This window comes from Paraburkholderia hospita (assembly GCF_002902965.1).
GTDB lineage: Bacteria > Pseudomonadota > Gammaproteobacteria > Burkholderiales > Burkholderiaceae > Paraburkholderia > Paraburkholderia hospita.
Map to the genome: position 1 here is coordinate 243791 of NZ_CP026105.1, position 26886 is coordinate 270676.

24 protein-coding genes are annotated in these 26886 nt (G+C 63.0%); 8 read left to right on the top strand and 16 right to left on the bottom strand.

Annotated elements, in window-relative coordinates; genetic code table 11:
• Positions 1 to 245 precede the first annotated feature (245 nt).
• Positions 246 to 1268 carry a bile acid:sodium symporter family protein gene (locus C2L64_RS01020; RefSeq protein WP_079484062.1) on the bottom strand — a complete coding sequence of 341 codons (1023 nt, stop codon included), beginning with the start codon at positions 1266 to 1268 and terminating at the stop codon, positions 246 to 248.
• A 537-nt stretch (positions 1269 to 1805) separates the two neighbouring features.
• On the opposite strand from C2L64_RS01020, the gene C2L64_RS01025 reads away from it, so the two are divergent.
• The 4 genes from C2L64_RS01025 (at position 1806) to icmF (ending at position 8663) form a co-directional block, all read left to right on the top strand.
• Positions 1806 to 2423 carry a hypothetical protein gene (locus C2L64_RS01025; protein WP_007736629.1) on the top strand — a complete coding sequence of 206 codons (618 nt, stop codon included), beginning with the start codon at positions 1806 to 1808 and terminating at the stop codon, positions 2421 to 2423.
• A 536-nt stretch (positions 2424 to 2959) separates the two neighbouring features.
• Positions 2960 to 4039 (top strand): porin, encoded by a 1080-nt coding sequence (locus C2L64_RS01030; RefSeq protein WP_007577842.1) that lies wholly within the window; start codon positions 2960 to 2962, stop codon positions 4037 to 4039.
• A gap of 184 nt (positions 4040 to 4223) precedes the next feature.
• Positions 4224 to 5162 carry a LysR family transcriptional regulator gene (locus C2L64_RS01035; RefSeq protein ID WP_007577840.1) on the top strand — a complete coding sequence of 313 codons (939 nt, stop codon included), beginning with the start codon at positions 4224 to 4226 and terminating at the stop codon, positions 5160 to 5162.
• Positions 5163 to 5288: 126 nt separating this feature from the next.
• Complete coding sequence (gene icmF / locus C2L64_RS01040; RefSeq protein ID WP_090834925.1) at positions 5289 to 8663, top strand: fused isobutyryl-CoA mutase/GTPase IcmF; 3375 nt, start codon at positions 5289 to 5291, stop codon at positions 8661 to 8663.
• Positions 8664 to 8723: 60 nt separating this feature from the next.
• On the opposite strand, the gene C2L64_RS01045 is transcribed toward icmF, so the two are convergent.
• Complete coding sequence (locus tag C2L64_RS01045) at positions 8724 to 9683, bottom strand: NAD(P)H-dependent flavin oxidoreductase (protein ID WP_007577836.1); 960 nt, start codon at positions 9681 to 9683, stop codon at positions 8724 to 8726.
• 263 nt (positions 9684 to 9946) lie between these two features.
• Between C2L64_RS01045 and C2L64_RS01050 the strand changes: the two genes are divergently transcribed.
• On the top strand, positions 9947 to 10837 hold the full coding sequence (locus C2L64_RS01050; RefSeq protein WP_090834926.1) for an alpha/beta fold hydrolase: 891 nt from the start codon (positions 9947 to 9949) through the stop codon (positions 10835 to 10837).
• A 31-nt stretch (positions 10838 to 10868) separates the two neighbouring features.
• Here the strand turns inward: C2L64_RS01050 and C2L64_RS01055 are convergent, their stop codons facing one another.
• Positions 10869 to 11354, bottom strand: a complete 486-nt coding sequence (locus tag C2L64_RS01055) for an Lrp/AsnC family transcriptional regulator (protein ID WP_007577831.1) — start codon at positions 11352 to 11354, stop codon at positions 10869 to 10871.
• Between the two features lie 113 nt (positions 11355 to 11467).
• Here C2L64_RS01055 and C2L64_RS01060 point away from each other — a divergent pair, with 113 nt between their 5' ends.
• Positions 11468 to 12367 (top strand): DMT family transporter, encoded by a 900-nt coding sequence (locus C2L64_RS01060; RefSeq protein WP_090834927.1) that lies wholly within the window; start codon positions 11468 to 11470, stop codon positions 12365 to 12367.
• Between the two features lie 206 nt (positions 12368 to 12573).
• Here the strand turns inward: C2L64_RS01060 and C2L64_RS01065 are convergent, their stop codons facing one another.
• From C2L64_RS01065 to C2L64_RS55815, 7 genes are all read right to left on the bottom strand, one after another.
• Positions 12574 to 13494, bottom strand: a complete 921-nt coding sequence (locus C2L64_RS01065) for an MBL fold metallo-hydrolase (RefSeq protein WP_090834928.1) — start codon at positions 13492 to 13494, stop codon at positions 12574 to 12576.
• Positions 13491 to 13946, bottom strand: a complete 456-nt coding sequence (locus tag C2L64_RS01070) for a MaoC family dehydratase (protein WP_007577826.1) — start codon at positions 13944 to 13946, stop codon at positions 13491 to 13493. Before C2L64_RS01070 ends, C2L64_RS01065 begins: the two co-directional genes overlap by 4 nt.
• The gene (locus C2L64_RS01075) at positions 13943 to 14191 is read right to left on the bottom strand and encodes a DUF1289 domain-containing protein (RefSeq protein WP_079484079.1); all 249 of its coding nucleotides are present in this window, start codon (positions 14189 to 14191) and stop codon (positions 13943 to 13945) included. The genes C2L64_RS01070 and C2L64_RS01075 overlap by 4 nt, the downstream gene beginning before the upstream one ends.
• Positions 14188 to 14718 (bottom strand): YbaK/EbsC family protein, encoded by a 531-nt coding sequence (locus C2L64_RS01080; RefSeq protein WP_007577823.1) that lies wholly within the window; start codon positions 14716 to 14718, stop codon positions 14188 to 14190. Before C2L64_RS01080 ends, C2L64_RS01075 begins: the two co-directional genes overlap by 4 nt.
• Positions 14719 to 14739: 21 nt before the next feature.
• On the bottom strand, positions 14740 to 15666 hold the full coding sequence (locus C2L64_RS01085) for a hydroxymethylglutaryl-CoA lyase (protein WP_090834929.1): 927 nt from the start codon (positions 15664 to 15666) through the stop codon (positions 14740 to 14742).
• Between the two features lie 94 nt (positions 15667 to 15760).
• Positions 15761 to 16702: a 2-hydroxyacid dehydrogenase gene (locus tag C2L64_RS01090; RefSeq protein ID WP_090834930.1), complete on the bottom strand. Its 942-nt coding sequence runs from the start codon at positions 16700 to 16702 to the stop codon at positions 15761 to 15763.
• A 56-nt stretch (positions 16703 to 16758) separates the two neighbouring features.
• The gene (locus C2L64_RS55815) at positions 16759 to 16893 is read right to left on the bottom strand and encodes a hypothetical protein (protein WP_256211173.1); all 135 of its coding nucleotides are present in this window, start codon (positions 16891 to 16893) and stop codon (positions 16759 to 16761) included.
• A 40-nt stretch (positions 16894 to 16933) separates the two neighbouring features.
• On the opposite strand from C2L64_RS55815, the gene C2L64_RS01095 reads away from it, so the two are divergent.
• On the top strand, positions 16934 to 17536 hold the full coding sequence (locus C2L64_RS01095; protein ID WP_090834931.1) for an RBBP9/YdeN family alpha/beta hydrolase: 603 nt from the start codon (positions 16934 to 16936) through the stop codon (positions 17534 to 17536).
• A gap of 28 nt (positions 17537 to 17564) precedes the next feature.
• On the opposite strand, the gene C2L64_RS01100 is transcribed toward C2L64_RS01095, so the two are convergent.
• Positions 17565 to 17846: a hypothetical protein gene (locus C2L64_RS01100; protein WP_079498214.1), complete on the bottom strand. Its 282-nt coding sequence runs from the start codon at positions 17844 to 17846 to the stop codon at positions 17565 to 17567.
• 279 nt (positions 17847 to 18125) lie between these two features.
• On the opposite strand from C2L64_RS01100, the gene C2L64_RS01105 reads away from it, so the two are divergent.
• Positions 18126 to 19151, top strand: coding sequence for a sulfate ABC transporter substrate-binding protein (locus C2L64_RS01105; protein ID WP_090834932.1), 1026 nt, complete (start codon positions 18126 to 18128; stop codon positions 19149 to 19151).
• An 891-nt stretch (positions 19152 to 20042) separates the two neighbouring features.
• Here C2L64_RS01105 and bioB read toward each other — a convergent pair.
• From bioB to C2L64_RS01130, 5 genes are all read right to left on the bottom strand, one after another.
• On the bottom strand, positions 20043 to 21101 hold the full coding sequence (gene bioB, locus C2L64_RS01110; RefSeq protein WP_090834933.1) for a biotin synthase BioB: 1059 nt from the start codon (positions 21099 to 21101) through the stop codon (positions 20043 to 20045).
• Positions 21102 to 21174: 73 nt separating this feature from the next.
• A complete protein-coding gene (bioD, locus tag C2L64_RS01115; protein ID WP_007577816.1) occupies positions 21175 to 21894 on the bottom strand; it encodes a dethiobiotin synthase in 720 nt (239 codons plus the stop codon).
• The gene (gene bioF / locus C2L64_RS01120; RefSeq protein WP_079484085.1) at positions 21891 to 23075 is read right to left on the bottom strand and encodes an 8-amino-7-oxononanoate synthase; all 1185 of its coding nucleotides are present in this window, start codon (positions 23073 to 23075) and stop codon (positions 21891 to 21893) included. Before bioF ends, bioD begins: the two co-directional genes overlap by 4 nt.
• Positions 23075 to 24436, bottom strand: coding sequence for an adenosylmethionine--8-amino-7-oxononanoate transaminase (bioA, locus tag C2L64_RS01125; RefSeq protein ID WP_176133760.1), 1362 nt, complete (start codon positions 24434 to 24436; stop codon positions 23075 to 23077). Before bioA ends, bioF begins: the two co-directional genes overlap by 1 nt.
• An 845-nt stretch (positions 24437 to 25281) precedes the next feature.
• Entirely contained in the window at positions 25282 to 26565 is a 1284-nt protein-coding gene (locus tag C2L64_RS01130; RefSeq protein ID WP_090834935.1) for a dienelactone hydrolase family protein, read from the bottom strand.
• Positions 26566 to 26886 lie beyond the last annotated feature (321 nt).

Below are 26886 nucleotides of genomic sequence, written 5' to 3' on the forward strand. Positions count from 1 at the left end.
TCGGCTTATCGGCAGCAAGTCGCTGAAATTAAATGAATTTTTAGTGACGCTCCGCACCGTTCTGGTGCTTGGCGGAAGCGCTTTCACTATTTGGGCGGCAGGTGCGTGCGTTTGTCCTATGCCGTCGTGCCGAGGCGACAGCAGCGGCCGGGCAGGATGAAATAACGAAAAAACCGCCCGCAGGCGGCCTTCACGACATGCACTCAGGGAGAGCGCTTATGAATCTCGACTTATTCGAAACGGGCCTAGCGGCGCGCAACAGCGGCCGTCGTGCTCTTTTGCGCGGCGCGCTTCTCGGCGCTGACGTCGCGTGCGCCCCAGCGTTGCGCGAGCGCGGCGCAGACCATCAACTGAATCTGATGGAACAGCATCAGCGGCAGCACGACGGCGCCTACCGCATGCGTGGCGAAAATCACTTTCGCCATCGGCACGCCGGCGGCGAGGCTCTTCTTCGAACCGCAGAAGATGATCGTGATCTGGTCGGCGCGGCTGAAGCCGAGGCGCTTGCTGACGAATATCGTCACGAGCAGCGCGAGCGCCAGCAGCACCGCGCACACCACCAACAGCCCGCCCAGCGCCGCGAGCGGTATCTGATGCCACAGGCCTTCGTTGACGGCCTCGCTGAACGCGGCGTACACCACCAGCAGGATCGAGCCCTGGTCGACGAACTTCAGCACGCCGCGGTTGCGGTCGATCCATCCGCCAATCATCGGCCGCAGCAGCTGCCCGGCGACGAACGGCACCAGCAGTTGCAGCACGATGTTCCACACCGTATGCCACGGCGACGTGCCGCTCGCCGCCTGGCTCGTGACGATCACGCTGACGAGCGCGGGCGTGATGAAGATGCCAAGCAGGCTGGATGCGGACGCGCTGCACACGGCGGCGGGCACATTGCCTTTCGCAATCGACGTGAACGCGATCGACGACTGAACCGTCGACGGCAGCGTACAGAGGAAGAGGATGCCGGCGTAGAGCGCAGGCGTCACGAGGGGCGAAAGAAGCGGTTTGAGTACGAGCCCGAGTATCGGAAAGAGCGCGAACGTGCTTAACAGCACGACGAGGTGCAGCCGCCAATGCGTGGCGCCGGCAATGATCGCTTCGCGCGAGAGCTTGGCGCCGTGCAGGAAGAACAGCAGCCCGACCGCGAAATCCGTTACCCAGTTGAACGCCGTCGCCGCGTGGCCGTGCACGGGCAGCAGGCTCGCGAAAATCACCGTGCCGATCAGGCAGAGCGTGAAATTGTCGGGCAGGAGTTTCGGACGGGCCATCTTTCAAATCTCGATGCAGGGGAAGCGATCGCCTTGATGTCGCCGGCGGGCGCGTGCCAAAGGGCTATTGTCCGCGCAAAGTGATTGAAAAAGCAAATTCATTTGCCGAATTGATTAATTACCTGAGCGCATGAAACGCCCGTCCGCGTGCATGGTTGCGTTCGCATCGAGTCTGCTGGTCAGAACGACCGTTTCGGGCGTCCAGAATCGGTCGAAACGACACGTTGAAACAAGCGTTTTGGAGCGCCTCTGTTCATACGAATTCAGGTGTTCGAACGACCCCGTTTCAGCGCTTTTTCCCCTCGCGCCGCAAGAGGTTTGTGGCGAAAAAACGTCGCAGTAACAATGCGTTACAAGAGTGCCGCAGACCTAACATATTTTGGCTCGACTCACTGGGAGGACGCCAATAAATTACTGTTCGAAGGCCGATGGGGCATCGCGCGAGAAAGCTTGTCATGCAAGTCGCGCCAGCCCCGGAACCAGCCAAGCCGTAGCTCGAACGGCGGGCTCTCAGGCGGGTCGTCGGGCAGGTGAAACATGGTGCTTGTAGGGCTGTCGAGGATCAAATGGTGGATGACGGGCGCGCTGATCGTCGCGCTGACCTCGCTCGCCTATGCGAAACCGTCATTTGTCAGCCATGAAGGACACGGGTTGTTCGGCGGCGCGTCGAGTTTTCACGGTTCGTCGTTTGGTGGCCCTGTCCATGGAAACACTGTGCCGCGCGCCAATATTTCGCGTGACATGCCGCGCGGCGTGGCGATGTCAGGTCACGCTGGCCGATATGCGCGAAATGAAGCGCCGCGCACGCGCGGCAACGCGTCGGGCCGGACCAGTGTGAACGACACATTCGCCGGGCGCGTGTACGGCAGCAATGCATCGAACTACACCGCACAACGCATGGCGCTTCCCGCCGACGTCTATCGCAATCGCCCAGCCGCGCAATACGTCGGCACCCAGTATGCCGGTGCGATCACGCCTATCAGCACCGATTCGCATAACGCGCCGCGGCCGCCTGCGACCGCGCAATCGGCGCACGTCGGTTCGATCCGCGACGACGTCACACGCTACAACGAAGAGCGCGGCGCGTCGCGCCCGATTCCGCGCCCGCCTGGGGACCCGTCGCGCATCCCGTCTCCGTCGCCTTACCGTAACTGACCTATCCTCTGCCCTCTACGGGACGTTTCGCCGTTCGGTCTATCCTGCTTTCCATCCACTCGCTCTGAGATCGGATCGGTGTTTTCTCAAGTTCAGCTACCCAATCTTTTCGGTCTCCGCACGTCCGACAAAATACCCCGTCTGATCTGACGTAAGCACGCCACACATTTTTGAAAACGCTCGTCAGTCTATGGCGTTTGTCATCAAATCCCCTCTTCGTTGCGGCGGCGCGTCAATCCTTCGTTGATGCGCTTCGCATCACACGCTGTGCTGTAGAATCCGCGCGCTTTCGAGGGCGCGCGGGTGCTTGCGGCACTGCGGAAACAAGGTGTGTCGGCAACCAGTATCAGGCCGAAAGTTCACCAAACTATTCAGTCCCATATACCCGCAATAACCGCAGATATTTTTGTCCATAAAAATGGTCCGCAAAGATTTGTCCCAGCCCAGATTGGCTCGACGATCAAACGGATAACAAACACGGATCCGGCGAGCGCCCCGCCGTACAGCCACACCTTTTGACAAAGACAGGAGAACCCATGAATACCACCGTCAGCCGTGCGCTGAGAACAACCCTGAAGGCGAGCGTCATCGGTGCCTTGCTGGCCATTGCATCGACGTCGTCGTTCGCGCAGTCGAGCGTGCAGCTTTATGGTCAGGTCGACGAATGGGTCGGCGTCACGAAGTTCCCGGGAAGCCAGAGCGCATGGAACGTGTCGGGCGGCGGTATGTCGACGTCGTACTGGGGCCTCAAGGGCGCTGAAGATCTGGGCAACGGCTACAAGGCGATCTTCACACTGGAAGACTTCTTCCGCGCGCAGAACGGCAAGTTCGGCCGCTTCGACGGCGACACGTTCTTCGGGCGTAACGCGTATGTCGGTATCGAGTCTCCGTACGGCACGGTGACGGCGGGCCGTCTGACCACGCAACTGTTCGTGTCGACGATTCTGTTCAATCCGTTCATCGACTCGTACGTCTTCTCGCCGATGGTCTATCACGTGTTCCTCGGTCTGGGCACGTTCCCGACCTACACGACGGACATGGGCGTGGTCGGCGATTCCGGCTGGAACAACGCAGTCCAATATTCGTCGCCGGACTTCAGCGGGCTGTCGGGCAGCGCGATGTATGCGCTGGGCAATTCGGCGGATCACAACGGCTCGAAGAAATACAGTGCCCAGTTCCTGTATTTCCATGGTCCGTTCGCGGCGACGGGCGTGTTCCAGTACGTGAACTTCAACAACTCGCCGACCGATCTCGGCTCGCTGGTTTCGGGCCTGAAGAGCCAGTCGGTTGGACAGGTGGGCGTGTCGTACGACCTGAAGTTCGCGAAGTTTTACGGTCAGTACATGTACACGAAGAACGACCAGGACGTCGGCAGTTGGCACGTGAACACGGCGCAGGGCGGCGTGTCGGTGCCGCTCGGCACGGGCACGGTGATGGCGTCGTATGCTTACTCGCGCGATACGGGCGGTCTGGACCAGATGCACCAGTCGGCGGCGATCGGCTACGACTATCCGCTGTCCAAGCGCACCGACGTCTACGCGGCGTATCTCTACGACAAGTACACGGGCCAGTCTTCGGGCTATACGGCCGGCGCAGGCATTCGCGCGAAGTTCTGATCACGATAGACACACCGCGGCGGCGTGTCCCGCGCGCTGCCGCGGCGTGCCCTGCAAAGCCCTGCCTTCTTCACGGAAGGCAGGGCTTTTTCTTTCGGATGCTCGCCAGCGCCGCACATTGTCGACGGCTCCTTGATAAAGTCCCGGGAATCAGCCTGATTCATTCCTATCCCGAGCGATCGCCATGGATACCCTCGTCAGCATGAAAGTGTTTCGCCACGTGGTCGAAGTCGGCAGCTTCGTCGGCGCGGCGGAAAAGATGGACATGTCGGCGGCGATGGCGAGCAAGCATGTGATGCATCTGGAGCAGCAACTCGGTGCACGATTGCTGAACCGGACCACGCGCCGCGTCGCGCCCACGGAAGCGGGCCGCGAGTACTACGAGCGTCTGAGCCAGGTGCTGAGCGAACTCGACGAAGCCGAGCAGGCGGTCGGTGCGGCGAGCATCGTGCCGCAAGGACGCTTGCGCGTGTCGACGTTGTCCGCGTTCGGTCTGCGGCACGTGATGAGCGCCGTCGCCGATTACGCGACGCAGCATCCGCAAGTCACCGTCGATATCACGCTGTCGGACCGCGTCGTCGAACTGATCGACGAGGGCTTCGATGTCGCGATCCGCGCGTCGCCGTTGGGGCTGAAGTCGTCGTCGCTGATCGCCCGCCAGGTGGCGACCGCGCATCTCGTGTTGTGCGCGTCGCCGGACTATATCAAGCGGCACGGCGCGCCCAGAAACACCGCCGATCTCGCACGCCACAACTTCATTCAGTACGCGGGCGTGTCGGCGCTCGAACTGGTCGCGGGCGCGAATGCGGAAAGCGCGCGCGTCAAGTTCTCGGGCAATCTGATCGTCAACCATCTGGAGGCGCAGCGCGTGGTCGTGCTGCAGGGCGCGGCGCTCGCGCTGCTCGGCACCGAAGTGATCGGCGACGATCTCGCTGCCGGCCGCCTCGTGCCGCTGCTCGTCGATGAACTGCCGCCGCGCGAACTGCCCATTCACGTCGTCTACGCAAGCCGCCGGCATCTGTCGGCGAAGGTGCGGTCGTTCGTCGATTTCATCGCGGAGCGCTTTTCGAGCGAGACGTTGTGGCCGACGCTCGAGCAGATCAGGGCGCTCGCAGTACGGTGAGATTCGCGGCGCAAAGCTCGTCCATTCGCGTCCACTGAACGCCGCACGGACGATTGGGTCGTATCGTTATACTGGTTGCAGCACCCGCGAAGTAGAACGAACCTGACGATTCGATCCGGGGGAGACATGACTGATCTTTCCACGCCGCAGCGCGTCGGCGACGACGCGCCCGCTTCCCGATCTTCCGCGCCGCCCTCGCCGCACGAGACGTCCTCGCGACGCCTGCGTTTCGTCACGGCCGCCGCACTGTTCGACGGCCACGACGCGTCGATCAACATCATGCGGCGCATCCTGCAGGCGAGCGGCGTCGAAGTGATCCATCTCGGCCACAACCGCTCGGTCGAAGAAATCGCGACGGCGGCGCTGCACGAGGACGCGGACGGCATCGCGGTGTCGAGCTATCAGGGCGGGCACGTCGAATACTTCCGCTATCTGGTCGATCTGTTGCGCGAGCGCGGCGGCGAGCGGATCAAGGTGTTTGGCGGCGGTGGCGGCGTGATCGTCCCCGATGAGATCGCGGCGTTGCAGCGCTATGGCGTCGAGCGCATTTACTCGCCGCACGACGGCCAGCGGCTCGGGCTGCAAGGAATGATCGACGACATGATCGCGCGTTGCCGCGACGCGGCAAGAGCGAACGCTCAGCCTGCGCAACTCGTTGTCGATCTGAAGGACGCGATGCGCCGAGACACGGATCGCGTCGGGCATGTCGTCACGTTCCGCAAGCTCGCGCAACTGATTACCTCGCTTGAAACGGACGACGTCGATCCCGCCACACGCGCGGCGCTCGCCGCGCAAGCCGGACCAACACGCGTGCCCGTGCTCGGCATCACAGGAACGGGCGGCGCGGGCAAGTCGTCGCTGACCGACGAGCTGATCCGACGCTTTCGCCTCGACTACGGCGACACGTTGACCATCGCCGTGATCGCCATCGATCCTTCTCGCCGCAAATCGGGCGGCGCGCTGCTCGGCGATCGCATCCGCATGAATGCGATCGGCGACTGGGGCAGCGGCGCACGCGTCTTCATGCGCTCGCTGGCGACGCGCGAGGCATCGAGCGAAATCTCTGACGCGCTGCCCGACGCAATCGACGCCTGCAAGATGACGGGCTTCGATCTGATCGTGGTCGAAACGTCGGGCATCGGACAGGGCGATGCCGCGATCGTGCCGCACGCCGACAAGTCGTTGTACGTGATGACGCCGGAGTTCGGCGCAGCAAGCCAGCTCGAAAAGATCGACATGCTCGATTTCGCGGATGTTGTCGCGATCAACAAATTCGACCGCAAGGGCGCCGCCGACGCGTTGCGCGACGTCGCAAAGCAGGTTCAACGTAACCAGCATAAGTTTGGATCGAAAATCGAGGAGATGCCGGTATTTGGTACGATTGCGTCACGTTTCAACGACGACGGCGTGACGGCTGTGTACCAACATGTCGCGAAGACTTTACGCGATCACGGTCTGCATGAGAGCGACGGGCGATTGCCGAAACTGCAAGGTGTGCGTCATTCGACGGGCCGCAACGCCATCGTGCCGCCCGCGCGCGTGCGCTATCTGTCGGATGTCGTGCTGACGGTGCGCGGTTATCGGGAGCGCGTCGAAGCGCAGTCGCAGCTCGCGCGCGAGCGTTGGCAGCTCGACGAAGCGCGCCGGATGCTGAGCGAGGCGAACGGCAGCGTGCCGGATGCCGCTGCGTTCGATTCGCTTATCGACACCCGCACGTCGCAAATGGGCGAGCACGAAAAGGCGCTGCTCGATGCGTGGCCGGACACGGTCGCCGCCTATTCCGGCGACGAACATGTCGTGAAGATCCGCGACAAGGAAATCCGCACGGCGCTCACCGTCGAAACGCTGTCGGGTTCGAAGATCCGCAAGGTCGCGCTGCCGGCGTTCAAGGACCCCGGCGAAATCCTGCGCTGGCTAATGCTCGACAATCTGCCCGGCTATTTCCCGTTCACGGCGGGCGTGTTTCCGTTCCGCCGCGAGAACGAAGACCCGACACGCATGTTCGCGGGCGAGGGCGACCCATTCCGCACCAACAGGCGTTTCAAGCTGCTATCCGAAGGGATGCCCGCCAAGCGCCTGTCGACGGCGTTCGATTCCGTCACGCTCTACGGCGAGGAGCCGCACGAAAGACCCGATATCTACGGCAAGGTCGGCAATTCGGGTGTATCTGTAGCGACGCTCGACGACATGAAAGCGCTCTACGACGGCTTCGATCTGTGCGCACCCGAAACGTCGGTGTCGATGACGATCAACGGACCCGCGCCGACCCTTCTCGCGATGTTCTTCAATGTCGCGATCGATCAGCAGATCGCGCTCGCGCACGCGAAGGCGCAGCAGGACAACCGTGAACCTTCGCAAGACGAACTCGACGCCGCGCGCCGCTTCGCGCTGGAAAACGTGCGCGGCACTGTGCAGGCCGACATCCTGAAGGAAGATCAAGGGCAGAACACCTGCATCTTCTCGACGGAATTCAGCCTGAAGGTGATGGGCGACATTCAGGCGTACTTCGTCGAGCACGGCGTGCGCAATTTCTATTCGGTGTCGATCTCCGGCTATCACATCGCCGAGGCGGGCGCGAACCCCATCTCGCAACTTGCGTACACGCTCGCCAACGGCTTCACGTATGTCGAGGCGTATCTCGCGCGCGGCATGGATATCGACGATTTCGCGCCGAACCTGTCGTTCTTCTTCTCGAACGGAATGGACCCGGAATATACGGTGCTCGGCCGTGTCGCGCGTCGCATCTGGGCCGTCGCGATGCGCGACCGCTATGGCGCGAACGAACGCAGCCAGAAGCTGAAGTATCACGTGCAGACCTCGGGCCGCAGCCTGCACGCGCAGGAAATCGACTTCAACGATATCCGCACCACGTTGCAGGCGCTGATCGCGATCTACGACAACTGCAATTCGCTGCACACGAACGCGTTCGACGAAGCGATCACCACGCCGACGGAAGATTCGGTGCGCCGCGCGGTCGCTATCCAGTTGATCATCAATCGCGAATGGGGACTCGCGAAGAACCAGAATCCGAACCAGGGCAGCTTCATCATCGACGAACTGACGGATCTCGTCGAAGCGGCCGTGCTCGCGGAGTTCGACCGGCTCACCGAGCGCGGCGGCGTGCTTGGTGCAATGGAAACGGGTTATCAGCGCGGCCGCATTCAGGACGAATCGATGCTGTATGAGCATCGCAAGCATGACGGCTCGTATCCGATCGTCGGCGTGAATACGTTCCTCGGCGCGCATGCGCACGACGCGCCGCCGCCCATCGCGCTCGCGCGCTCGACGGAAGAAGAAAAGCAGGGGCAACTGAAGCGTCTGCGCGCGTTCCAGTCATCGCGTGAAAGCGAAGCGCCGGCGATGCTGGAACGCCTGAAGCAGGCCGTCATCGACGATGAAAACGTTTTTGCCGTGCTGATGGAGGCGGTGCGCGTCTGTTCGCTGGGACAGATTACGCATGCGCTGTTCGAAGTGGGTGGCCAGTACCGGCGCAACATGTGACGCCATCCTGAAACGAAAAGGCCGCGTCTGCGGCCTTTTCATGTCTTCAATGCCAACGATTCAGCGACCAATCCCGAGCCGCGTTTTCGCCGCCTGATACTCGTCCTTCAGACGCGCAACAAGCTCACCGACGCTCGGCACATCGTGCATCAAACCCACGCCTTGGCCTGCGCCCCAGATGTCTTTCCACGCTTTCGCCTTGTCGCCGCCGAAGTTCATCGCGGTCTTGTCCGACTCAGGCAGCGCATCGGGATCGAGTCCCGCGCTCTGGATGCTCTCGCGGATGTAGTTGCCATGCACGCCCGTGAAGAGGTTCGTGTAGACGATGTCGGCGGCATTCGCGTTGATGATCGCCTGCTTGTAGCCTTCGACGGCATGTGCTTCCTTCGTCGCGATAAAGCGCGTGCCCATGTACGCGAGATCGGCGCCCATCGCCTGCGCGGCGAGAATCGAGCCGCCGTTCGCAATCGAGCCGGACAGCACGATCGGGCCGTCGAACATGCGCCGCACTTCACCGACCAGCGCGAACGGCGAGGTCGTGCCCGCGTGGCCACCCGCACCCGCCGCGACGAGAATCAGACCATCGACGCCCGCATCCAGCGCCTTCTGCGCGTGACGCAGATTGATCACGTCGTGCAGCACGATGCCGCCGTAGCTGTGCACGGCATCGACGATCTCCTTCGCGGGCGCGCGCAGGCTCGTGATGAAAATCGGCACCTTGTGTTCGACGCACACGCGAATGTCGTGTTCGAGCCGCGCATTCGACTGATGCACGATCTGATTCACGGCAATCGGCCCGATGACAGCGTCCGGGTTCGCCGCCTTGTGCTCGGCAAGCGAGGCCTGAATCTGTGTCAGCCATTCGTCGAGCAGTTCGGCCGGGCGCGCGTTGAGCGCGGGAAACGAACCGACGATCCCCGCCTTGCATTGCGCAAGCACGAGCTCAGGGTAGCTGACGATGAACATCGGCGAGGCGACGACGGGCAGAGCAAGGTTCTGCAGGACGGCGGGCAAGGCCATGGTGCGAGTCTCCAGATCGACTGCCGGTGCATCCGATGCCCGGCGATATGAGTGTAGCGGCTGCCGTCCGCGTTTCGCGTCAAACAGCCGTCGAGCGTCAAATTTAAGAACGATCGTTCGATTATAGGCGAGTCTGGGCCGCGTTGCTCGTTTGGTGTCGTTTGAAGGAGAGTTCAGGTTCTACGAAAGCGTGGGCTATCCCACTCGTCGCGACACACTCGCCTTCTACAATGCCCAGACTTACAACGACAACGAGATCCGACATGCTCTTCGCGGACTTCACAACCTTTCGGGTCACGGCCGGCGACGTCGATATTCATGGAGTCAAGGGCGGAGCAGGGCCGCCCTTGCTGCTGCTGCACGGTCATCCGCAGAGCCATCTGATCTGGCATCGCTGCGCGGCGCAACTCGCCGAGCATTTCACGGTGATCGCGACCGACCTGCGCGGCTACGGCGCGTCGGCGAAACCGCCGAGCGACGAGACGCACGCGCCGTATTCAAAGCGCGCGATGGCCGCCGACCAGGTCGCCGTGATGCGCCACTTCGGCTTCGAGCGGTTTCTCGTGTGCGCGCATGATCGCGGCGCGCGGGTCGCGCACCGGATGGCGCTCGACTACCCCGATGCCGTCGAACGACTGATGCTGCTCGACATCGCGCCGACGCTCGCGATGTACGAGGCCACCGACCGCACGTTTGCGACGCTCTATTTCCACTGGTTCTTCCTGATCCAGCCGGAGCCGCTGCCCGAGACGCTGATCGAAGGCAATCCCGATGTCTACGTCGATCGCGTGATGGGTAGCCGTCACGCGGGCCTCGCGCCGTTCGCGCCCGAGGTGCTCGCCGAGTATCGCAAGGCCTTGCGGCAGCCGGGCGCCGTGCATGCGATGTGCGAGGACTACCGCGCATCGGCGACGATCGATCTCGAGCACGATCGCGCCGATATCGAACGCGGACATAAGATTGCCTGTCCGCTTCGCGTGCTGTGGGGCGCGGAAGGCGTGATCGAAAAATGCTTCGAGCCGATCGCCGAATGGCGCAAGGTTGCGCGCGACGTCAGCGGCCGTTCGCTGCCGTGTGGCCACTACATTCCCGAGGAAGCGCCCGCCGAACTCGTCGCGGAGATGTTGTCCTTCTTCGAGGCCGTGGAGCTTTGATTGCTGGGCGCTTTCGAGCCGCTCGCTTACTTTAAGCGAGCGGCGGCAGGCGCCGTGGCACTGGCGTCGACTTGACGATTGCGGTGCTCGTTTCCGCACGCTCGGTCACTTTCGACAGAATCTCGTCGAGCTGATCGATCGAGCGCAGATACAGGCGGCAGATGAAGCAATCGTCGCCCGTCACCTTGTCGCATTCGACGAACTCCGGAATGCGGCGAATCACGTCCTCCACCAGATGCAACTGACCGGGTAACGGCTTCACGCGCACGATCGCCTGCAACGTGTAGCCTAGCGCGCGCGGATCGATCTGCACCGTGAAGCGCTCGATCACGCCTTGCGCGTCGAGGCGCCGCAAACGGTCCGCCGTCGCGGGCGCGGAGAGTCCAACGCTGCGCGCGAGTTCGCTGACGGGCTGGCGCGCGTCGTCGGCGAGACTCGCGAGCAGCATGCGATCGGTGTCGTCGAGCGTCGCGGGTGCGGGAGCTTGCCTGATGTCGGGATTAAGGCGCTTTGTCATTTGGGCCTTCGCATTTAAGGTTGATTCGCTCGATTGCCTGATTTTAGATATGTATTGGCCACTTCGGATTAATTACACTGATCGCAAGATGTGATTCTTCTGGAGAGTTTCAGATGGCAGCAAACAACGAAGTGCGGCGCGGCGCGTTCGAGATGACGCTCGCGATGCTGATGTCGGGGACGATTGGCTGGCTCGTCGTTTCGTCGCAGCAATCGGCTCTGAACGTCGCGTTCTTCCGATGCCTGTTCGGCGGCGCGACGCTGCTGCTGATCTGCGCCGTCCTCGGACTGCTCAAACGCAAGCTGTTTTCGTGGAAGATGATCGCGCTCGCCACGCTCGGCAGCGCGGCCATCGTCATGAACTGGGTGCTGCTGTTCGCCGCTTACTCGCGCGCGTCGATCTCGATGGCGACCACCGTCTACAGCACACAGCCTTTCATGCTCGTCGCGCTCGGCGCGCTGGTGTTCCGCGAGCGCGTGACGGCATCGACGGTCGCCTGGCTGCTGATCGCGTTCGTCGGACTCGTGTTCGTCGTGAAAGTGGAGCCGGCTGTGCTCGCGATGCCGGGACAATATCTGCAAGGCGTCGCGTTTGCCGTCGGTGCGGCCTTCCTGTACGCGGTTTCGTCGATCATCACAAAGCACTTGAAGAACACACCGCCGCACCTTATCGCGCTGATCACGGTGACGACAGGCGTCGTCATGCTCGCACCGTTCGTGCAGTACGACGCGTTGCCTACGACGGGTGTGCACTGGTTGCAGCTCGTCACGCTCGGCATCGTGAACACGGGGATCATGTATGTGCTGCTGTACGGCGCCATCCAGAAGCTGCCGACGGCGATGACGGGCGCGCTGTCTTTCATCTACCCAGTCGTGGCGATCGTCGTCGACCGGATCGCGTTCGGACAGAAGCTCGCGTGGATTCAGGTGCTTGGCGCGGTGTTGATCCTGCTTGCGGCGGCCGGCGTGAATCTCGGCTGGCGCATCGTGCCGACGCGGCGCTACTCCATATAACGGTACTTCATACCGATAGTACGGAATCCGAATAAGGTGTCAGGCCGGCGTTAACAATTCTGTAGGGAAATCACCGATGCGTTCGAAAGCTACGCGCGGGTATTATTTCTTCGACGCTGATCACGTCAACAGTAATTACGCCGCTCGAACCGAAAGCCGAGCGGCTTTCTTTTTATACGGCCATGCAAGCGGCTTCGGCTCACGAATCAACCGGCGCGCGCAGTGATCTGCTCGCCGTCGAATCGTAGCGGCCCATTCTCGGCCGCCAATCCTTCTATCAGTTCACGCAGCAGTGCGGGCCATGCGCTGCGCGGCTTCAGCATCGATGCGGCGGCCCGCATCACGCTTGCGTCGTCGAGCATACGCAGCAAGGCATCGAAAGATAGCGAGCGTGCGTCGAGCAGCTTGAACACAATCAACACCTTCAGCGCGTTTTTCGCGTTGCGTGCCGGGTCGGCGCGCAGCCACGCGACGCGCGACAACGCGCGATCGAGTGCTGCATGCACATCGGAAAACGGTGCGCCGTGGCCGGGAATCACCGTCTCAACATCGAGTGTGCCGATCAGTTCGAGCACGGCCTGTTGCTCTGCGAAACCGCTTTCGCCTTCAAGTTCCGGAAAGATCACACCGAAGCCGTTTTCCCACAGCGCGTCGGCGCTGATCAGCAGCTTTTGCCCGGCGCAATACAGCATCAGCGAATGCGGGTCGTGGCCCGGCGCGCCGAGCACATCCCAGTCGAGTGCGCCGAGCGTCAGGCGAGTGCCCGGTTCGATCGTGTCCGAGAATGCGAAACGTTCGCAGAATTGACCTGTTGCGCGAAACGTCAAACGCGACTCGTCCCATTCGCGCACAGCGTCCGCTTCCGTCGATGGAATCAGCGTCCGGCATGGCCACCTTGCCTGCAATTGCGCGTTGCCGCCGCAGTGATCCGAATGCAGATGCGTGTTGACGATCAGGTCGAGTGGCCGCGTGCCGAGCGCGTGTCTGACGAGCGCCGCTGTTTGAGCCGCGTGCGACGCGTAGCCGGTATCGACGAGCGCCGCGCTTGCTTCGTCGACGAGCAGCACATTGTTCGACGACAGCCAGCCGCGTTCGAACACGCGTATCGACGGCGGCAGCGCGATCATGCGTCGCCTTCCTGTGCGGCGGGCTTCGGCATCACGAGTATCGTCGACTTGCCGATCACAACCGTTTCGCTGCGCTGGTTCACGACGCTGCCTTCGAGCTGTGTCAGATCGCCGTTGAGACTCGCTTTCCAGAATGCGCCGACGACGCGCCAGGTCATCGTCAGCGTGTCGCCGCTGTGCGCGGCTTTCTTCAGCTTGATGTCGAACTCGAGCCCGAGCGGCTGCGCGTAGGTCGAGAAGTGCGTGGCGAGCAGCGCCATGAAGTGCGCGGTCGGCTGCGTGCCGGAGGCGATCAGGCCGCCGAAGCGGCTTTGCGCCGCGTACGCGTCGTCGTGATGGAGCGGGTTGAGGTCGTTCACGAGTGTGGCGAACGATTTGATCGATTCCGCAACAAGGCTCAGCGTCGCGCTGAATGTCTCGCCGACCGTGACGACGCGCGGCGGCGTGTTCATGTCTTCGCCTCGCGTTTCGGTGACTGCTTCGCCATGAAGTCGACGTGGCGCCTGTCGATTTCATCCCACACCGCGCGTTTAGCCGCGTCATCGAACGAAGACCATTTCGCGATTTCGTCGATCGTGCGCAGGCAACCTTCGCACAGGCCCGTGGACCGATTCATCCGGCACACGTTGATGCATGGCGAAGGAACGGGCGCGATGGTTTGCGCCGTGTCCTGAGCGCGAGCGGTGTCGGCTGTCATGCCGTCTCGCGCAACGCCACGTCGACGACGGGCGCGCCCGTCAGCGTGGCCAGTTCCTGCGGCGTCAGATTGAACACCGCATGCGGATGACCCGCGGCTGCCCACAGGCTGTCGAGCGTGAGGAGATCGGCGTCGATCAGCGTGACGGGCGTCGTTGCGTGACCGATCGGACACACGCCGCCGATCGCATAACCCGTTTTCTCGCGCACGAACTTCGCGTCCGCGCGCGCAATCTCACCGACCTGCGCCGCCACCTTCTTTTCATCGACGCGATTCGCGCCGCTTGCGATGATCAGCACGGGCGCATCGTCTTCGCGGCGGCGAAACAGGATCGACTTGGCGATCTGCGCGATCGAGCAGCCGAGTCCCGCCGCCGCTTCCGCCGACGTCTTGCCCGTTTCCGGCAGCATCACGACCTGTCCGGCATGGCCGCGCTCGCGCAGCAAAAGCGCGACGCGGCGCGCCGACTCGGGCAGCGAATCCAGATCGGGCGTGTGAGGTGTTTGTACCGTTGCGTTATCCGACATGTGTTGTGTTCCTGTGATGAGTCATACGCAGGTGGACTTTTCGCTGCGTGCCTTCGCCAGTAGCGCTTTGCCCGCGCGCGACACGTTCGGCTTGCCGATCGACGTCGAAATGAAATCACCGATCTCGACGACTTGCGCGAGGTCGATGCCCGTCTCGATGCCGAGTCCGTTCATCAGATACAGCACGTCTTCCGTGGCGACGTTGCCCGTTGCGCCTTTCGCGTATGGACATCCGCCGAGTCCCGCAACCGACGCATGAAAAATCTCGATGCCTTCCTGCAGCGCGGCGTAGATGTTCGCGAGCGCCTGGCCGTAAGTATCGTGGAAATGCCCCGACAGGCGCTCGCGCGGAAACACCTGCGTGACGGCGGCGAATACTTCACGCGTGCGCTTCGGTGTGCCGACGCCGATCGTGTCGGCGATATCGATCTCGTCGCAACCGAGCGCGGCGAAACGCTCAACGACATCGACGACCGACGCGACGGGCACGTCGCCCTGATACGGACACCCCAGCGAACACGACACGCTGCCGCGTATGCGGAGGCCTTTGTCTTTTGCAGCCTGCGCGACAGGCACGAAGCGCTCGATGCTTTCCGCAATGCTGCAATTGATGTTCTTTTGCGAGAATGCTTCGCTGGCCGCGCCGAAGATCACGATCTCGTCAGCCTGAGCGGCGACAGCGCCTTCGAGGCCGCGCAGGTTCGGCGTCAGCACCGAGTAGATCGTGCCCGCGCGACGCTCGATGCCCGCCATCACGTCGGCGCCATCGGCCATCTGCGGCACCCACTTGGGCGACACGAACGAAGCCGCTTCCACATTCCTGAACCCGGCCGCCGACAGGCGATTGATCAACTCGATCTTGACCTCGGTGGGTACGAATTCCTTCTCGTTCTGCAGTCCGTCGCGCGGACCGACTTCGACGATTTTCACTGCTTGTGGCATGGCCATGTTTGTCTCCTGTGTCGACGGAAGCCGGCGCTTTGGCGCTTGCTCCCGTCCCTGCAAGTCACTTGCTGCCGCGTGACGCGGTCTTGCGTGGCGCTCAATAACCGCGCCCGATATCGACGATTCCGCCGATCGGCTCGCCACGCATCAACGCGCCGATCTTCTGCGCAATCTGCGCGAGGCTTTCTTCGCGCAGCGTCAACGCCGAGATATGCGGCGTGATCGAAATGCGCGGGTGCTTCCAGAACGGGTGCTGCGACGGCAACGGTTCCTCCACGAATACATCGAGCGTGGCTGCGGCAATCTGGTCTTGCTCCAACGCAACGAGCAAATCCTGTTCGACGAGATGCGCGCCGCGCGCGATATTGACGAGGTACGCGCCGCGCGCGAGCTTCGACAAGTTGCGCTGGTTGAGGACGCCGTCCGTGTCGGGCGTGTGCGGCAGCAGATTGACGAGCACTTTGACGCCATCGAGGAACGCGTCGAACTGTGCTTCGCCCGCAAAGGTCGCGACGCCATCGATCTCGCGCGCGCGGCGGCTAAAGCCGCGCACCGGGAAGCCTGCCGCGGCGAGCGTCGTCGCCACATGCGAGCCGAGCACGCCCAGACCGAGCACGCCGACCGTGAACGTTTCGCGCGCATGCGGTTCGAGCACATGCCAGCGCTGTTCTGCCTGCAGCCGTTCGTATTCGTCGAAGCGGCGCATGTAACGCAGCACCGCGTGCATCACGTACTCGGCCATCTGTTGCGCCATCCCCGTATCTTCGAGCCGCACGAGCTGCGCGTTGCGCGGCAGCGTGCCGGGATGCTCGCGCTCCAGCTTCAGGATCGCGTCGACGCCTGCGCCAAGGTTGAAGATCGCGCGCAAGTCGTCGCGGCCGGCGAGCATCTCGCGCGGCGGCTTCCAGACGACGGCGACATCGGCGGGGGCGTTGTCGCCCGGTTGCCATTCGCGCAGGTCGACGCCTGGCAGTGCGCGCGACAGGTCGCGCAGCCAGACGTCGGCCTCGGATTGCGGTGTATAGAAAAGGACTTTCATGCGTGGCCGGTTGAGCGTTGCTGTCGCCAGAAGCGGGGTGCTTTTATGGATAGGCTTCATTCTACTTTTTCGCCGACCTTCGCGCGCATTCCCGCAGCCGCGAGGCGCACGATGCGGGCGCAAGCCAGCACGCGCAGCGGCACGCCGATATGCAAAGCACGAAAAATTGGTTCAAGCCATGCGCCGCCCACGCGACAATGATTTCCAGATTCCCGCTACGAGGAAAGAATCATGTTTTCGTGCACCCGATCGATCTGGCCGCCACGGCTCGTGACCGTGCCGGGCGTGCACGGCAGCGAAGGGGCACACTGGCAAACCTGGTTGGAGCGTCAATTCCCGCGCGCCTTGCGAGTCGAGCAGGCGGATTGGGATGCGCCTGATCTCGCCCGATGGGCGCAAGCCGTACGCGACGTGCTGGCGAAGGAGCGCGGGCCGTTCGTGCTCGCAGCGCACAGCTTCGGATGCCTGGCTGCCGCGCACGCGTTGCAACAGGGCGTGCCAGTTGCCGATATAGCGGGCGTGCTATTCGTCGCACCTGCCAGCCCGAAGAAGTTCAAGTTTGCGGGTGCTTTCGACGCACGCCGTCTTGGCGTGCCTTCCATTTTGATCGGCAGCGAGACCGACCCGTGGATGGCGCTTGCCGACGCGCGCGAGCTGGCAAGGCATCTGGGCAGCGCGTTCGTCAATCTGGGCGACGCAGGTCACATCAATACCTCCGCGGGCTTTGGACCCTGGCCGCGCGCGAAATACTTCGTGGACACGCTCGCGCATTGCGCCGCGCCGCTGCGGTTTCGCGATGAGGACGAGGCGCTCGCCACGCAGGTATTCAACTAGCCGCTGCGGCCAGGCAAGGCCATATGCATCAGATCCAGTGGAAGCCCTTCGCCAGCAGACCGGCGAGCGCGAAGTTCGCCGCCCACAGCAGGCGGAATTCGGTGCGCATAATACTTTCCAGCGCGCTGAAGCGCTGGTCGACATAGGTCCTCAACTCACGCACTTCACGTTTGAGGTCTTCGAGGTCCTGGAGAATATGTTCGATTGTGGTTTCAGCCCGGGTCATACGTGCCTCCATATTGAGACCACCGTGAATTAGTCGAAGCGTGTGAAAGCGGCGCTTCACAAGGGGTTTTTCTAGCGTTTCCATTCGCACAATCCTAAGCAAAATCTTTCTTAAGCAGGGTTCTGGATGATCAGAAACCCAACGGACGAACAACGTTAAATTACGCTGCAACGCGACGATCCGCGATTCGCGAGCACCGTTATGAACCAATCGTACGCGTGACTACCATGTCGAGAAACCTGGCCGGACGACGTAGGAATTAATCCAGGCGCTCTCAGGAGTCGCGCGAATCGATCCGCTAGAATCGCTGCTCCAGCCGCAGCGTCGCGGCGACATGCTTCATCATTAACAAGCGGGGAAAAGATGGCAGGCAGAGGGGATCAAACGCGCAGGCTCGCGGCTGGCTTCATGACGTTGGCGCTTTCGCTCGGCGCCGCGCAGAGCGCGCATGCGGATGCATCGCTGCTCAACGTGTCGTATGACGTCACGCGCGAGCTGTACAAAGACATCAATCCAGGCTTCATCGCGGCGTACAAGCAGAAGAGCGGCGAGACGGTATCGGTCAAACAGTCGCACGGCGCATCGAGCGCGCAGGCACTGTCGGTGCTGCAAGGACTGCAGGCCGACGTCGTGACGATGAACCAGCCGAACGACATCGACCTGCTCGCCGAACGCGGCCAGCTCGTACCCGCGAACTGGCGCGCGCGTTTGCCGGACAACAGCGCGCCGTACACGACGACGATGGTGTTCCTCGTGCGCAAGGGCAATCCGAAGCACATCAGGGACTGGGACGATCTGGCGAAGCCCGGCGTGCAGGTCGTGATCCCGAATCCGAAGACGGCGGGCAATGGCCGCTACACGTATCTGGCCGCGTGGGGTTACAGGAAGCAGAACGGCGCCACGGATGCCCAGGCGCTCGACTTCGAAAAGGCGATCTTCCGCAACGTTCCCGTGCTCGATACGGGCGGGCGCGGCGCGACGACGACGTTCACGCAGCGCGACATCGGTGACGTGCTGGTGACGTTCGAAAATGAAGTGTCGCTGATCGACACGGGCGTGGGCGCGGGCAGCTTCGAGGCCGTGTATCCGTCGATGAGCATTCTCGCCGAGCCGCCCGTCGCGATCGTTGACAAGGTGGTCGACAAGCGCGGCACGCGCAAGGAAGCGCAGGCGTATCTCGACTATCTGTACACGGCGCCCGCGCAGGAGATCATCGCGCAGCATCATTTGCGTCCGCGCGATCCCGCCGTGCTCGCGAAGCACGCGAGCGAGTTCAAGCCGCTGAAGACGTTCACCGTCGAGCAGGTGTTCGGTAGCTGGCAGAAGGCGCAGCAAACTCACTTCGCCGACGGCGGCACGTTCGATCAGATCATCGTCGACAGGAAGTAGGCGCTGCGCGTCGGGGTTGGTTTTTGTTTTTGCTTTTTTGCTGGCATCTGCGCGGCGCCTACGTGGCGCTGGCGTTGCCGGGCGGTGTTTTGGCCATTGCGCTGGCATCCGCGATTTGTTAGCGTGCTTCATGCGTCGCCCCTGTGCGGGGCGGCACCTACTTTTCTTTGCCGCCGCAAAGAAAAGTAGGCAAAAGAAAGCGGCTAACACCGCCAGTTCTTGTGTTTGCCTGAGGGCCCCCAACCGGTCTCACGCTTCACACGGCAATCAAGTGACCCATGTTTGTTGCCAACGCTTTGAATGAGCGCCTCACCCGCTTCACTCGCCCGCGTCGCAGCATGCCGTGCCAGATATTCTGTCGCCGCCCAGGTGGCAAACTGTGTGTAGGCCGTAGCGCTACACACGCCTCACTTCGGACCGATAGCGCGTGCCACCATGTGAGAGTGCTACCCTATACGACGCGACAACCTACACACAGTTTGCCACCTGGGCGGCACATACCATTCGCTGCCGCTAGCCTGTGCACGGGTATTCGAAGCGGGTGAGGCGCTCATTCAGCGTGTTGGCAACGAACGCGAACAGAAATGCTGCCGTGTGAAGCATAAGACCAGTCGGGGGCCCTCAGGCAAACACAAGAGCGGCGGTGTTAGCCGCTTTCTTTTGCCTACTTTTCTTTGCGGCGGCAAAGAAAAGTAGGTGCCGCCCCGCACAGGGGCAACGCTTGACGCACGCTAACAAATCGCGGATGCCAGCAAAAGCAAAACACCAACAGCGTCCGCACAGGACAAAAGTCTAACGTCCCAAATCCTCGATGAACCAAAAGAAAGGCCAAACCAGCCCTTTCACGTTCAGCCCGCGTCGATCAACGCAGCCGCATCGCGGCAAAAAACATCAATGCCCGTCACATCCGTGCTCGTATCCGCTGCGCTCGAGCGGCATCTGCTGCGCCGCCTCCGCGCGAATGCCGAGGCGCTCGAGCAACTTGCGGTCGGCTTCCGCCTGCGGATTGCTCGTGGTCAGCAACTGGTCACCGTAGAAGATCGAGTTCGCGCCGGCGAGGAAGCACATCGCCTGCAGCGCTTCGTTCATCTGTTCGCGGCCGGCCGACAGTCGCACCATGGCGCGCGGCATCGTGATGCGCGCGACGGCGATCGAGCGCACGAACTCGAACGGGTCGAGCGCTTCCGTGCCCGTCAGCGGCGTGCCTTCCACCTGCACGAGATTGTTGATGGGCACCGATTCCGGATACGGCTCCATGTTCGCGAGCTGCGCGATCAGGCCCGCGCGTTCGCGTCGCGATTCACCCATGCCGACGATGCCGCCGCAGCACACATTGATGCCCGCGTCGCGCACGCGTTCGAGCGTTTCGAGCCGGTCCTGATACGTGCGGGTCGAAATGATCTGGCCGTAGAACTCCGGCGACGTGTCGAGGTTATGGTTGTAGTAATCGAGACCCGCGTCGCGCAGACTTTGCGCCTGATGCGTTTCGAGCATGCCGAGCGTCACGCAGGTTTCGAGGCCCATCGCCTTCACGCCGCGAATCATGTCCTTGATCGGTTCGAGATGGCGGTCCTTCGGATTGCGCCATGCGGCGCCCATGCAGAAACGCGTCGCGCCGTTTTGTTTTGCCACTTGCGCGGCGGCCAGCACGTCTTCGACTTCCATCAGCTTTTCGGCTTTCAGCCCCGTGTCGTGATGCACTGATTGCGGACAGTACGCGCAGTCTTCCTCGCAGCCGCCTGTCTTGATCGACAGCAGCGTGGACAGTTGCACGGTGTTCGCATCGAAATGCTCCCGATGCACCTGTTGCGCGCGGAACAGCAGGTCGTTGAACGGCAGATCGTACAGCGCGACGACGTCGGCGACGCGCCAGCGCGTGGCGGCGGTATCGGCAGCGGCGGCCGCCTGCGAAGGCGTGACGGGCAGTGCAGCAGTAGTGATATGGCTCATGGAATCGATCCTCAATGATTTGATTTTTTGAAGGCTTTTAACGGGCGAGAGGCCAGCAGCGAGCGGCGCGCGCCTAGCGCTGCGCGGCACGCAGCGTCTGCAGCAGCCGGTTGGTGTCGAGATGCGTCGCGGCGATATCCGCCGACGCGGGGCTCAGATGCGGCACGATGCCGAGCAACGGCGCGCCGTACTGCCGGTCGAGCCGGTCGCGTAGCGCCGCGATGTTTTCGTCGGGGAACAGCATCTCCGGGTCGACGCGGTTCGCGACCCAGCCGGCAATCGGCAGGCCGCGCGCGGCGATCGCTTCCGCCGTCAACAGCGCGTGGCTGATGCAGCCCAGTCGCATGCCGACGACCAGCACCACAGGCAGATTCAATGCGAACGCGAGATCGGCAGTGTCGTGCGCGTCGGTGAGCGGCACGCGAAAGCCACCGACGCCTTCCACGACGACGACATCGGCCATTTGCAGCGCCGCGTTATGCGCGTCGACGACGCGCGTCATGTCGAGCATCACGTTTTCGAGCGCGGCGGCGATATGCGGCGCTGCCGGTTCCCTGAGCATGAACGGCGTACGAATCTCAGGCGGCAACAGCACATTGGCGGCAGCGTCGAGCTGATCGGCGTCTTCGTTGTGCAGCACGCCGTCCACCAGCGACGCGCCCGCCGCGATCGGCTTCATCGCGGCTGCGCGCAGTCCTTCGCGTGCGAAGCCGCGCAGCAGCGCTGCCGAAACCAAAGTCTTGCCGATTTCCGTATCGGTGCCCGTGACGAAGAGGGACAGTGCGTTGGTCATGCCGCTGCCTCCGCCGTCTTCATCAGCGCGGTTTCGAGCAGGTCGAGATCGTTGTGCGAATGCGCGGCCGACAGCGAGATGCGCAGACGCGACGTGCCTTCGGGCACGGTCGGCGGACGGATCGCGGGCACCCACAGATTCGCGCGATCGAGCGTGGCGGCTATTTCGAGCGTCGCGTCGTTCGCGCCGATGATGAGCGGCTGCACGGCAGTGTGCGAATCGACAGGCAGCCACGGCGTGCGCTTCAGCATGTCGCGCGTGCGCCCGATCAGCGCACGCAGATGCGTACGCCGGTGCTCACCCTCGTCGCCGCCGATGATGCGCAGGCTCGCGGACACAGCATGCGCCGCCGACGGCACCGACGCCGTCGTGAAGATATACGGACGCGCGCGCTGCACCAGCCATTCGATCACCGTCTCATGCGCGACGACGAACGCGCCCGACACGCCAGCAGCCTTGCCGAGCGTACCGATGGAGATCAGATGCGGCGAGCGCAACGCGGCGTCTGCAATCGCGCCGCGACCTTGCGGGCCCAGCACGCCGAAGCCGTGCGCATCGTCGACTACGAGCCATGCGCCGTGTTTCTCCGCAAGTTCGACGAGACGCGCGAGCGGCGCGATATCGCCGTCCATGCTGAAGACGGTGTCGGTGACGATCAGCTTCACGGCGGCGTCCGACGCTTCGAGCATCGCGCTCAACGCTTCGGCATCCGCGTGCGGATAGATCTGGATGTCGGCACGCGAAAGCCGCGCGCCGTCGATCAGCGATGCGTGATTGAGCGAATCGGAGAACAGCGTCGTGCCACGGCCCGCGAGCGCCGTGAGCGTCGCGAGGTTCGCCATATAGCCGGTGCTGAAATACAGCGCGCGCGGATTGTCGACGAAGCCGCCCGCGAATTCGGCGAGGTCGTCTTCGAGTTGCGCGTGCGCGCGGGAATGGCCGCCGAGCAGATGCGAGCCGCCGCTGCCCGCGCCGTAGCGGCGCGCGCCTTCCGCGATCGCCGCGACGAGCAGCGGATGCGCGGCGAGGCCAAGATAGTCGTTGCTCGCAAAGCCGATGATGTTGCGGCCGTCGACGGTCATATGCGCGGAGCACGGCGAATCGACAGTGCGGCGGCGGCGGCGCAGGCCGCGTGCGTCGATGTCCTGCAATCCTTGTTCGAGCGTTTCAAGCAACTGCATCAGCGCGCCTCCGTCAATGTCGCATCGAAGGCGGCCAGCGTGCGCCCGGCGAGCAGCGCGATTTCTTCGTCGTCGAGAATGTACGGCGGCATCAGATACACGGTCGTGCCGATCGGGCGCAGCAGCAGTTCGCGCTGCAACGCGTTTTCGAAGAAGCGGCGCGAGAAAGTCTTCGCGGCATTGGCATCGTCGATAACGGCATCGAATGCGATGATCGTGCCGCGTTGGCGCAGATTGCGCACCTGCGCGTGTTGCGCGAGCGGTTCGAGCGCGGCGCGCAGTGCCGCCGATTTCTTTTCGTTCGCAACGAGCACGTTGTCGCTGGCGAACAGGTCGAGGGTGGCGAGCGCCGCGCGGCACGCGAGCGGATTGCCCGTGTACGAATGCGAATGCAGGAAGCCGCGCGTGGTGTCGTCGTCGTAGAAGGCGGCGAAGATTTCGTCGCGCGACAGCACGATCGACAGCGGCAGATAGCCGCCGCTGATGCCCTTCGACAGACACAGGAAATCCGGCCACACGCCGGCCTGTTCGCATGCGAAGAACGTGCCCGTGCGTCCGCAGCCGACGGCGATCTCGTCGGCGATCAGATGGACGCCATAGCGGTCGCACAGCGCGCGCAAGCCTGCGATGTACGACGCGTCGTGCATCGCCATGCCCGCCGCGCATTGCACGAGCGGCTCGACGATCAGCGCGGCGATGTTGTCGGCCCGCGATTCGAACAGCGAGCGCACATCCGCGAGCGCGCGCTGCGCGACGTCGGCGGCCGTTTCGCCTTCACGCGCAAAACGCGCGTCGGGCGACGCGACGACATGCGCATTGCGGATCAGCGGATCGTAGGCGTCCTTGAAAAGCGCGACATCGGTGACGCCGAGCGCGCCGATCGTCTCGCCGTGGTAGCTGTTCGCGACACAGACGAACTCGCGTTTGTAGTCGTAGCCGCGATTGCGCCACGAATGGAAGCTCATCTTCAGCGCGATTTCGACAGCCGACGCGCCGTCCGACGCGAAGAACGCGTGACCCAGCGTGTTCTGCGTGAGCGCGCTCAGACGCTCGGCGAGTTCGATCGCGGGTTCGTGCGTGCAGCCGGCGAGCATCGCGTGCTCCAGCGTGTCGAGCTGATCTTTCAGCGCCGCGTTGATGCACGGGTTCGCGTGGCCGAACAGGTTTACCCACCACGAACTGATCGCGTCGAGATAACGGTGTCCGGCGCGATCGTAAAGCCACGCGCCGGCGCCGCGCGATATGGGCACGAGCGGAAAGCGCTCGTGATGCTTCATCTGTGTACAGGGATGCCACACAGCGCGCAGGCTGCGGGCGATCCAGTCTTCGTTTGCCTGTGTATTCAAAACTGCTCCGGGCATGAACCGGGCAGAGCGCGGCGTTGGGGGCGCGGCGCGTCGTGCGGGTCGGTCATGCAAATGCTGCTGGCGAATCGGGACGGTTGACGTCCACCTGGAATCCGGCGACGGGAAGCGTGAGTGGCAGCGCGTCGGAGACGGCGACTGCGGGCGTTTTCCGTGGCGTCGGATTGGCTGCCGCGACGATGCGCTGCAAAGGCTCGCAGTGCCTCCGCAGCACGCTTTTTTGCGACAGCGGAGGTGAGATTAGCGCGAACTCCGCTGCGATGCACTACCTGAAAATCCCGTGTTTTCAAGGGCCTGCGTGCAATTTCTGGTGGTTCGCGACAGCTCGCGCCTGTTCGTTTTCAAAGACGGCAGATGGCCGTAGATGACGACGGCAAAGTCATGGGTCCCCTGTGAAAAAATTCTGGCCGTGTGTCGGCGTTTTCAGGGCTGTATCGGGGAGCGCATGCGGTGGGGGCTGTGTTAGCCGTTCTGTCGAGTGCGTACTGGGCGTGCGGGCGCAGGCAAGGGCGAAAGGGAGCTGCAGAGGGGCGCGCGTCTACGGCGCGATGGATGCGGGGTTCGATAAGCTCGCGTGCTATCTGGCGACCCGTGCTGAGCGGACTGACAAAAATCGCGCACGCCAGCGTGACGATCGGTCGAAAAGCTTGCTCACGCGCTCGTTTCGACGGCCGGGCACGAAGCGAAGCGGCGATGGACTGCTTCAAGCAGTTCCTGCACAAACGGATTCAGGTGCGGTGGGATGTGCGAGCGCGCAGGACGCAGTGGCGGCGCGTGCTCGAAAAGCGGCGGAAGTCAGGAAGTTTTGCCCGTCGCGCTACACGCAACGGGCGGCGAGAGAATCAGCGGCTAGCCAGCGCGGGCTTGCTGTCGTTCTTCGAAGGGGAGTCGGCGTCCGCCGTTTGGGTTGCACCGTCTTTCCACACGACGGCGTCGTTGACCGCGTAGAGGTGGCACGGGTCCGCGCTCTGCTTCTGGCAATTGGAGACGGCCACCGACATCGGATCGTCGCCGCCCTCTGCCCACGACCATGCGCCCGAATCGGACACCGCGAACGCGCGGCTCGGATACTGATGCAGGAAGTTACGGTAGCCGGCGCGGCCGGCTTCGTCGACGAATGGCACGGAGTCGACGGCATCGATCGATGCGAAATGCGTCGCCTTCGGTTGCGTCGGCTCGGCGACGCGGTACTGGACACCCGTCGGCATGCCGACGCGTGCGAGGAACGCTTCGACGGACGGCCACCAGACTTGCACGCCGTCGCGATCGCCGACCAGACGGTGCGCGTCATTCTTGTACGAGCCGAAATCGACCATTTTCGCGGTCGCGCCCTTGCCCTGCGCGTTGTCGGTGTACGCGGTGTACATCTGCGAAACGAGTGTGGACGGCCAGATCGAGTCGTTGTCGCCGTACAGCCACAGCGACGGCACATGCGTCTTTTCGCCGTACGTGCCGAAGGCGTGCGTCAGATTGCCTTGCCAGTCGGTGCAGGCGTCCTGGCGCAGGCCGCCGGAGAAATTGATCAGCCCGCGCACGCCGGACGCGGCGTTCGTGCCGTAGGCAATCGTCGCGAGGCCGCCGTGCGAGGTGCCCGCCACGACGATGTGCTTCGCGTCCACGTAGCTTTGCTTCGACATGTAGTCGACGGTCGTCGCGACGTCGGCGGCCTGGCTCATGCCGTTGCGCGTCACGTCGCAGCCATCCTGCACATACGTGCCGCCCGAATCGGCAAAGCCTTGGCGGTTCGGCGCGACCACGACGTAGCCGCGGCGCACGAATTCGCGCGCCAGCGACACGGGATCGCTGCGCGTCTGCATGCGCGGATCGCCGTGAATCTTGCCGTGGTTGAACACGACCATCGGGAACGGGCCCGGACCTTCGGGCTTGTAGATGGTCGTTTCGAGGGCGACATCGCCGTCGGCGGCGACGGGAATGCGGACAATCTGTTCGCTCAGCTTGACGACGGGCAGGTAGCCGTCTTCATCGAGCGCGAGGCGCTGCACTTGCGCGCGGCCGAGCGGGCCGGCCTCGACGTCCGCGAGCGGGTCCGCGTGCGCGGTCGTCACGGCGCTGGCCACGAAGGCCGCCGAGATCGCACATACCGTCAGAACTTTGCTGAACACCATCCGCAACACCTGCTCTCAAAAGCGCCTGAACCTTCCCTACGGTTGCCCGCAGAACTGATTTCGGTACGGTGACACGCCAAAACAAGGTCAAAAAAATCACGTACGGTGCGTTGTTCACGCACTCAGACAGATCAAGACCGCATTGGAATGAACCGAAGCCGGTCGACGCGACCCCACGCGTCGAAGTGAGCGCCTCGCGATGCCCCTGATCGCTTGCCTGCTGAAGAGTCAGCAGGCGGTGCGTCTGGACATCCTGCGGGAGCGGTGGACCGCCACCTCGCAACGGAGCGCTGCAACATCTGTAGGCTCATCCTGGCACGA

What these genes read in the sequence shown, in the direction of transcription:
- icmF (WP_090834925.1), top strand. Translation starts at nt 5,289, where the DNA reads ATGACTGATCTTTCCACGCCGCAGCGCGTCGGCGACGACGCGCCCGCT.
- C2L64_RS01085 (WP_090834929.1), bottom strand. Translation starts at nt 15,666, where the DNA reads ATGGCCATGCCACAAGCAGTGAAAATCGTCGAAGTCGGTCCGCGCGAC.
- C2L64_RS01045 (WP_007577836.1), bottom strand. Translation starts at nt 9,683, where the DNA reads ATGGCCTTGCCCGCCGTCCTGCAGAACCTTGCTCTGCCCGTCGTCGCC.
- C2L64_RS01050 (WP_090834926.1), top strand. Translation starts at nt 9,947, where the DNA reads ATGCTCTTCGCGGACTTCACAACCTTTCGGGTCACGGCCGGCGACGTC.
- bioB (WP_090834933.1), bottom strand. Translation starts at nt 21,101, where the DNA reads ATGAGCCATATCACTACTGCTGCACTGCCCGTCACGCCTTCGCAGGCG.
- bioA (WP_176133760.1), bottom strand. Translation starts at nt 24,436, where the DNA reads ATGCCCGGAGCAGTTTTGAATACACAGGCAAACGAAGACTGGATCGCC.
- C2L64_RS01095 (WP_090834931.1), top strand. Translation starts at nt 16,934, where the DNA reads ATGTTTTCGTGCACCCGATCGATCTGGCCGCCACGGCTCGTGACCGTG.
- C2L64_RS01130 (WP_090834935.1), bottom strand. Translation starts at nt 26,565, where the DNA reads ATGGTGTTCAGCAAAGTTCTGACGGTATGTGCGATCTCGGCGGCCTTC.
- C2L64_RS01035 (WP_007577840.1), top strand. Translation starts at nt 4,224, where the DNA reads ATGGATACCCTCGTCAGCATGAAAGTGTTTCGCCACGTGGTCGAAGTC.
- bioF (WP_079484085.1), bottom strand. Translation starts at nt 23,075, where the DNA reads ATGCAGTTGCTTGAAACGCTCGAACAAGGATTGCAGGACATCGACGCA.
- C2L64_RS01030 (WP_007577842.1), top strand. Translation starts at nt 2,960, where the DNA reads ATGAATACCACCGTCAGCCGTGCGCTGAGAACAACCCTGAAGGCGAGC.
- C2L64_RS01060 (WP_090834927.1), top strand. Translation starts at nt 11,468, where the DNA reads ATGGCAGCAAACAACGAAGTGCGGCGCGGCGCGTTCGAGATGACGCTC.
- C2L64_RS01100 (WP_079498214.1), bottom strand. Translation starts at nt 17,846, where the DNA reads ATGGAAACGCTAGAAAAACCCCTTGTGAAGCGCCGCTTTCACACGCTT.
- C2L64_RS01065 (WP_090834928.1), bottom strand. Translation starts at nt 13,494, where the DNA reads ATGATCGCGCTGCCGCCGTCGATACGCGTGTTCGAACGCGGCTGGCTG.
- C2L64_RS01025 (WP_007736629.1), top strand. Translation starts at nt 1,806, where the DNA reads ATGGTGCTTGTAGGGCTGTCGAGGATCAAATGGTGGATGACGGGCGCG.
- C2L64_RS01105 (WP_090834932.1), top strand. Translation starts at nt 18,126, where the DNA reads ATGGCAGGCAGAGGGGATCAAACGCGCAGGCTCGCGGCTGGCTTCATG.
- C2L64_RS01080 (WP_007577823.1), bottom strand. Translation starts at nt 14,718, where the DNA reads ATGTCGGATAACGCAACGGTACAAACACCTCACACGCCCGATCTGGAT.
- C2L64_RS01020 (WP_079484062.1), bottom strand. Translation starts at nt 1,268, where the DNA reads ATGGCCCGTCCGAAACTCCTGCCCGACAATTTCACGCTCTGCCTGATC.
- C2L64_RS01075 (WP_079484079.1), bottom strand. Translation starts at nt 14,191, where the DNA reads ATGACAGCCGACACCGCTCGCGCTCAGGACACGGCGCAAACCATCGCG.
- bioD (WP_007577816.1), bottom strand. Translation starts at nt 21,894, where the DNA reads ATGACCAACGCACTGTCCCTCTTCGTCACGGGCACCGATACGGAAATC.
- C2L64_RS01070 (WP_007577826.1), bottom strand. Translation starts at nt 13,946, where the DNA reads ATGAACACGCCGCCGCGCGTCGTCACGGTCGGCGAGACATTCAGCGCG.
- C2L64_RS01055 (WP_007577831.1), bottom strand. Translation starts at nt 11,354, where the DNA reads ATGACAAAGCGCCTTAATCCCGACATCAGGCAAGCTCCCGCACCCGCG.
- C2L64_RS01090 (WP_090834930.1), bottom strand. Translation starts at nt 16,702, where the DNA reads ATGAAAGTCCTTTTCTATACACCGCAATCCGAGGCCGACGTCTGGCTG.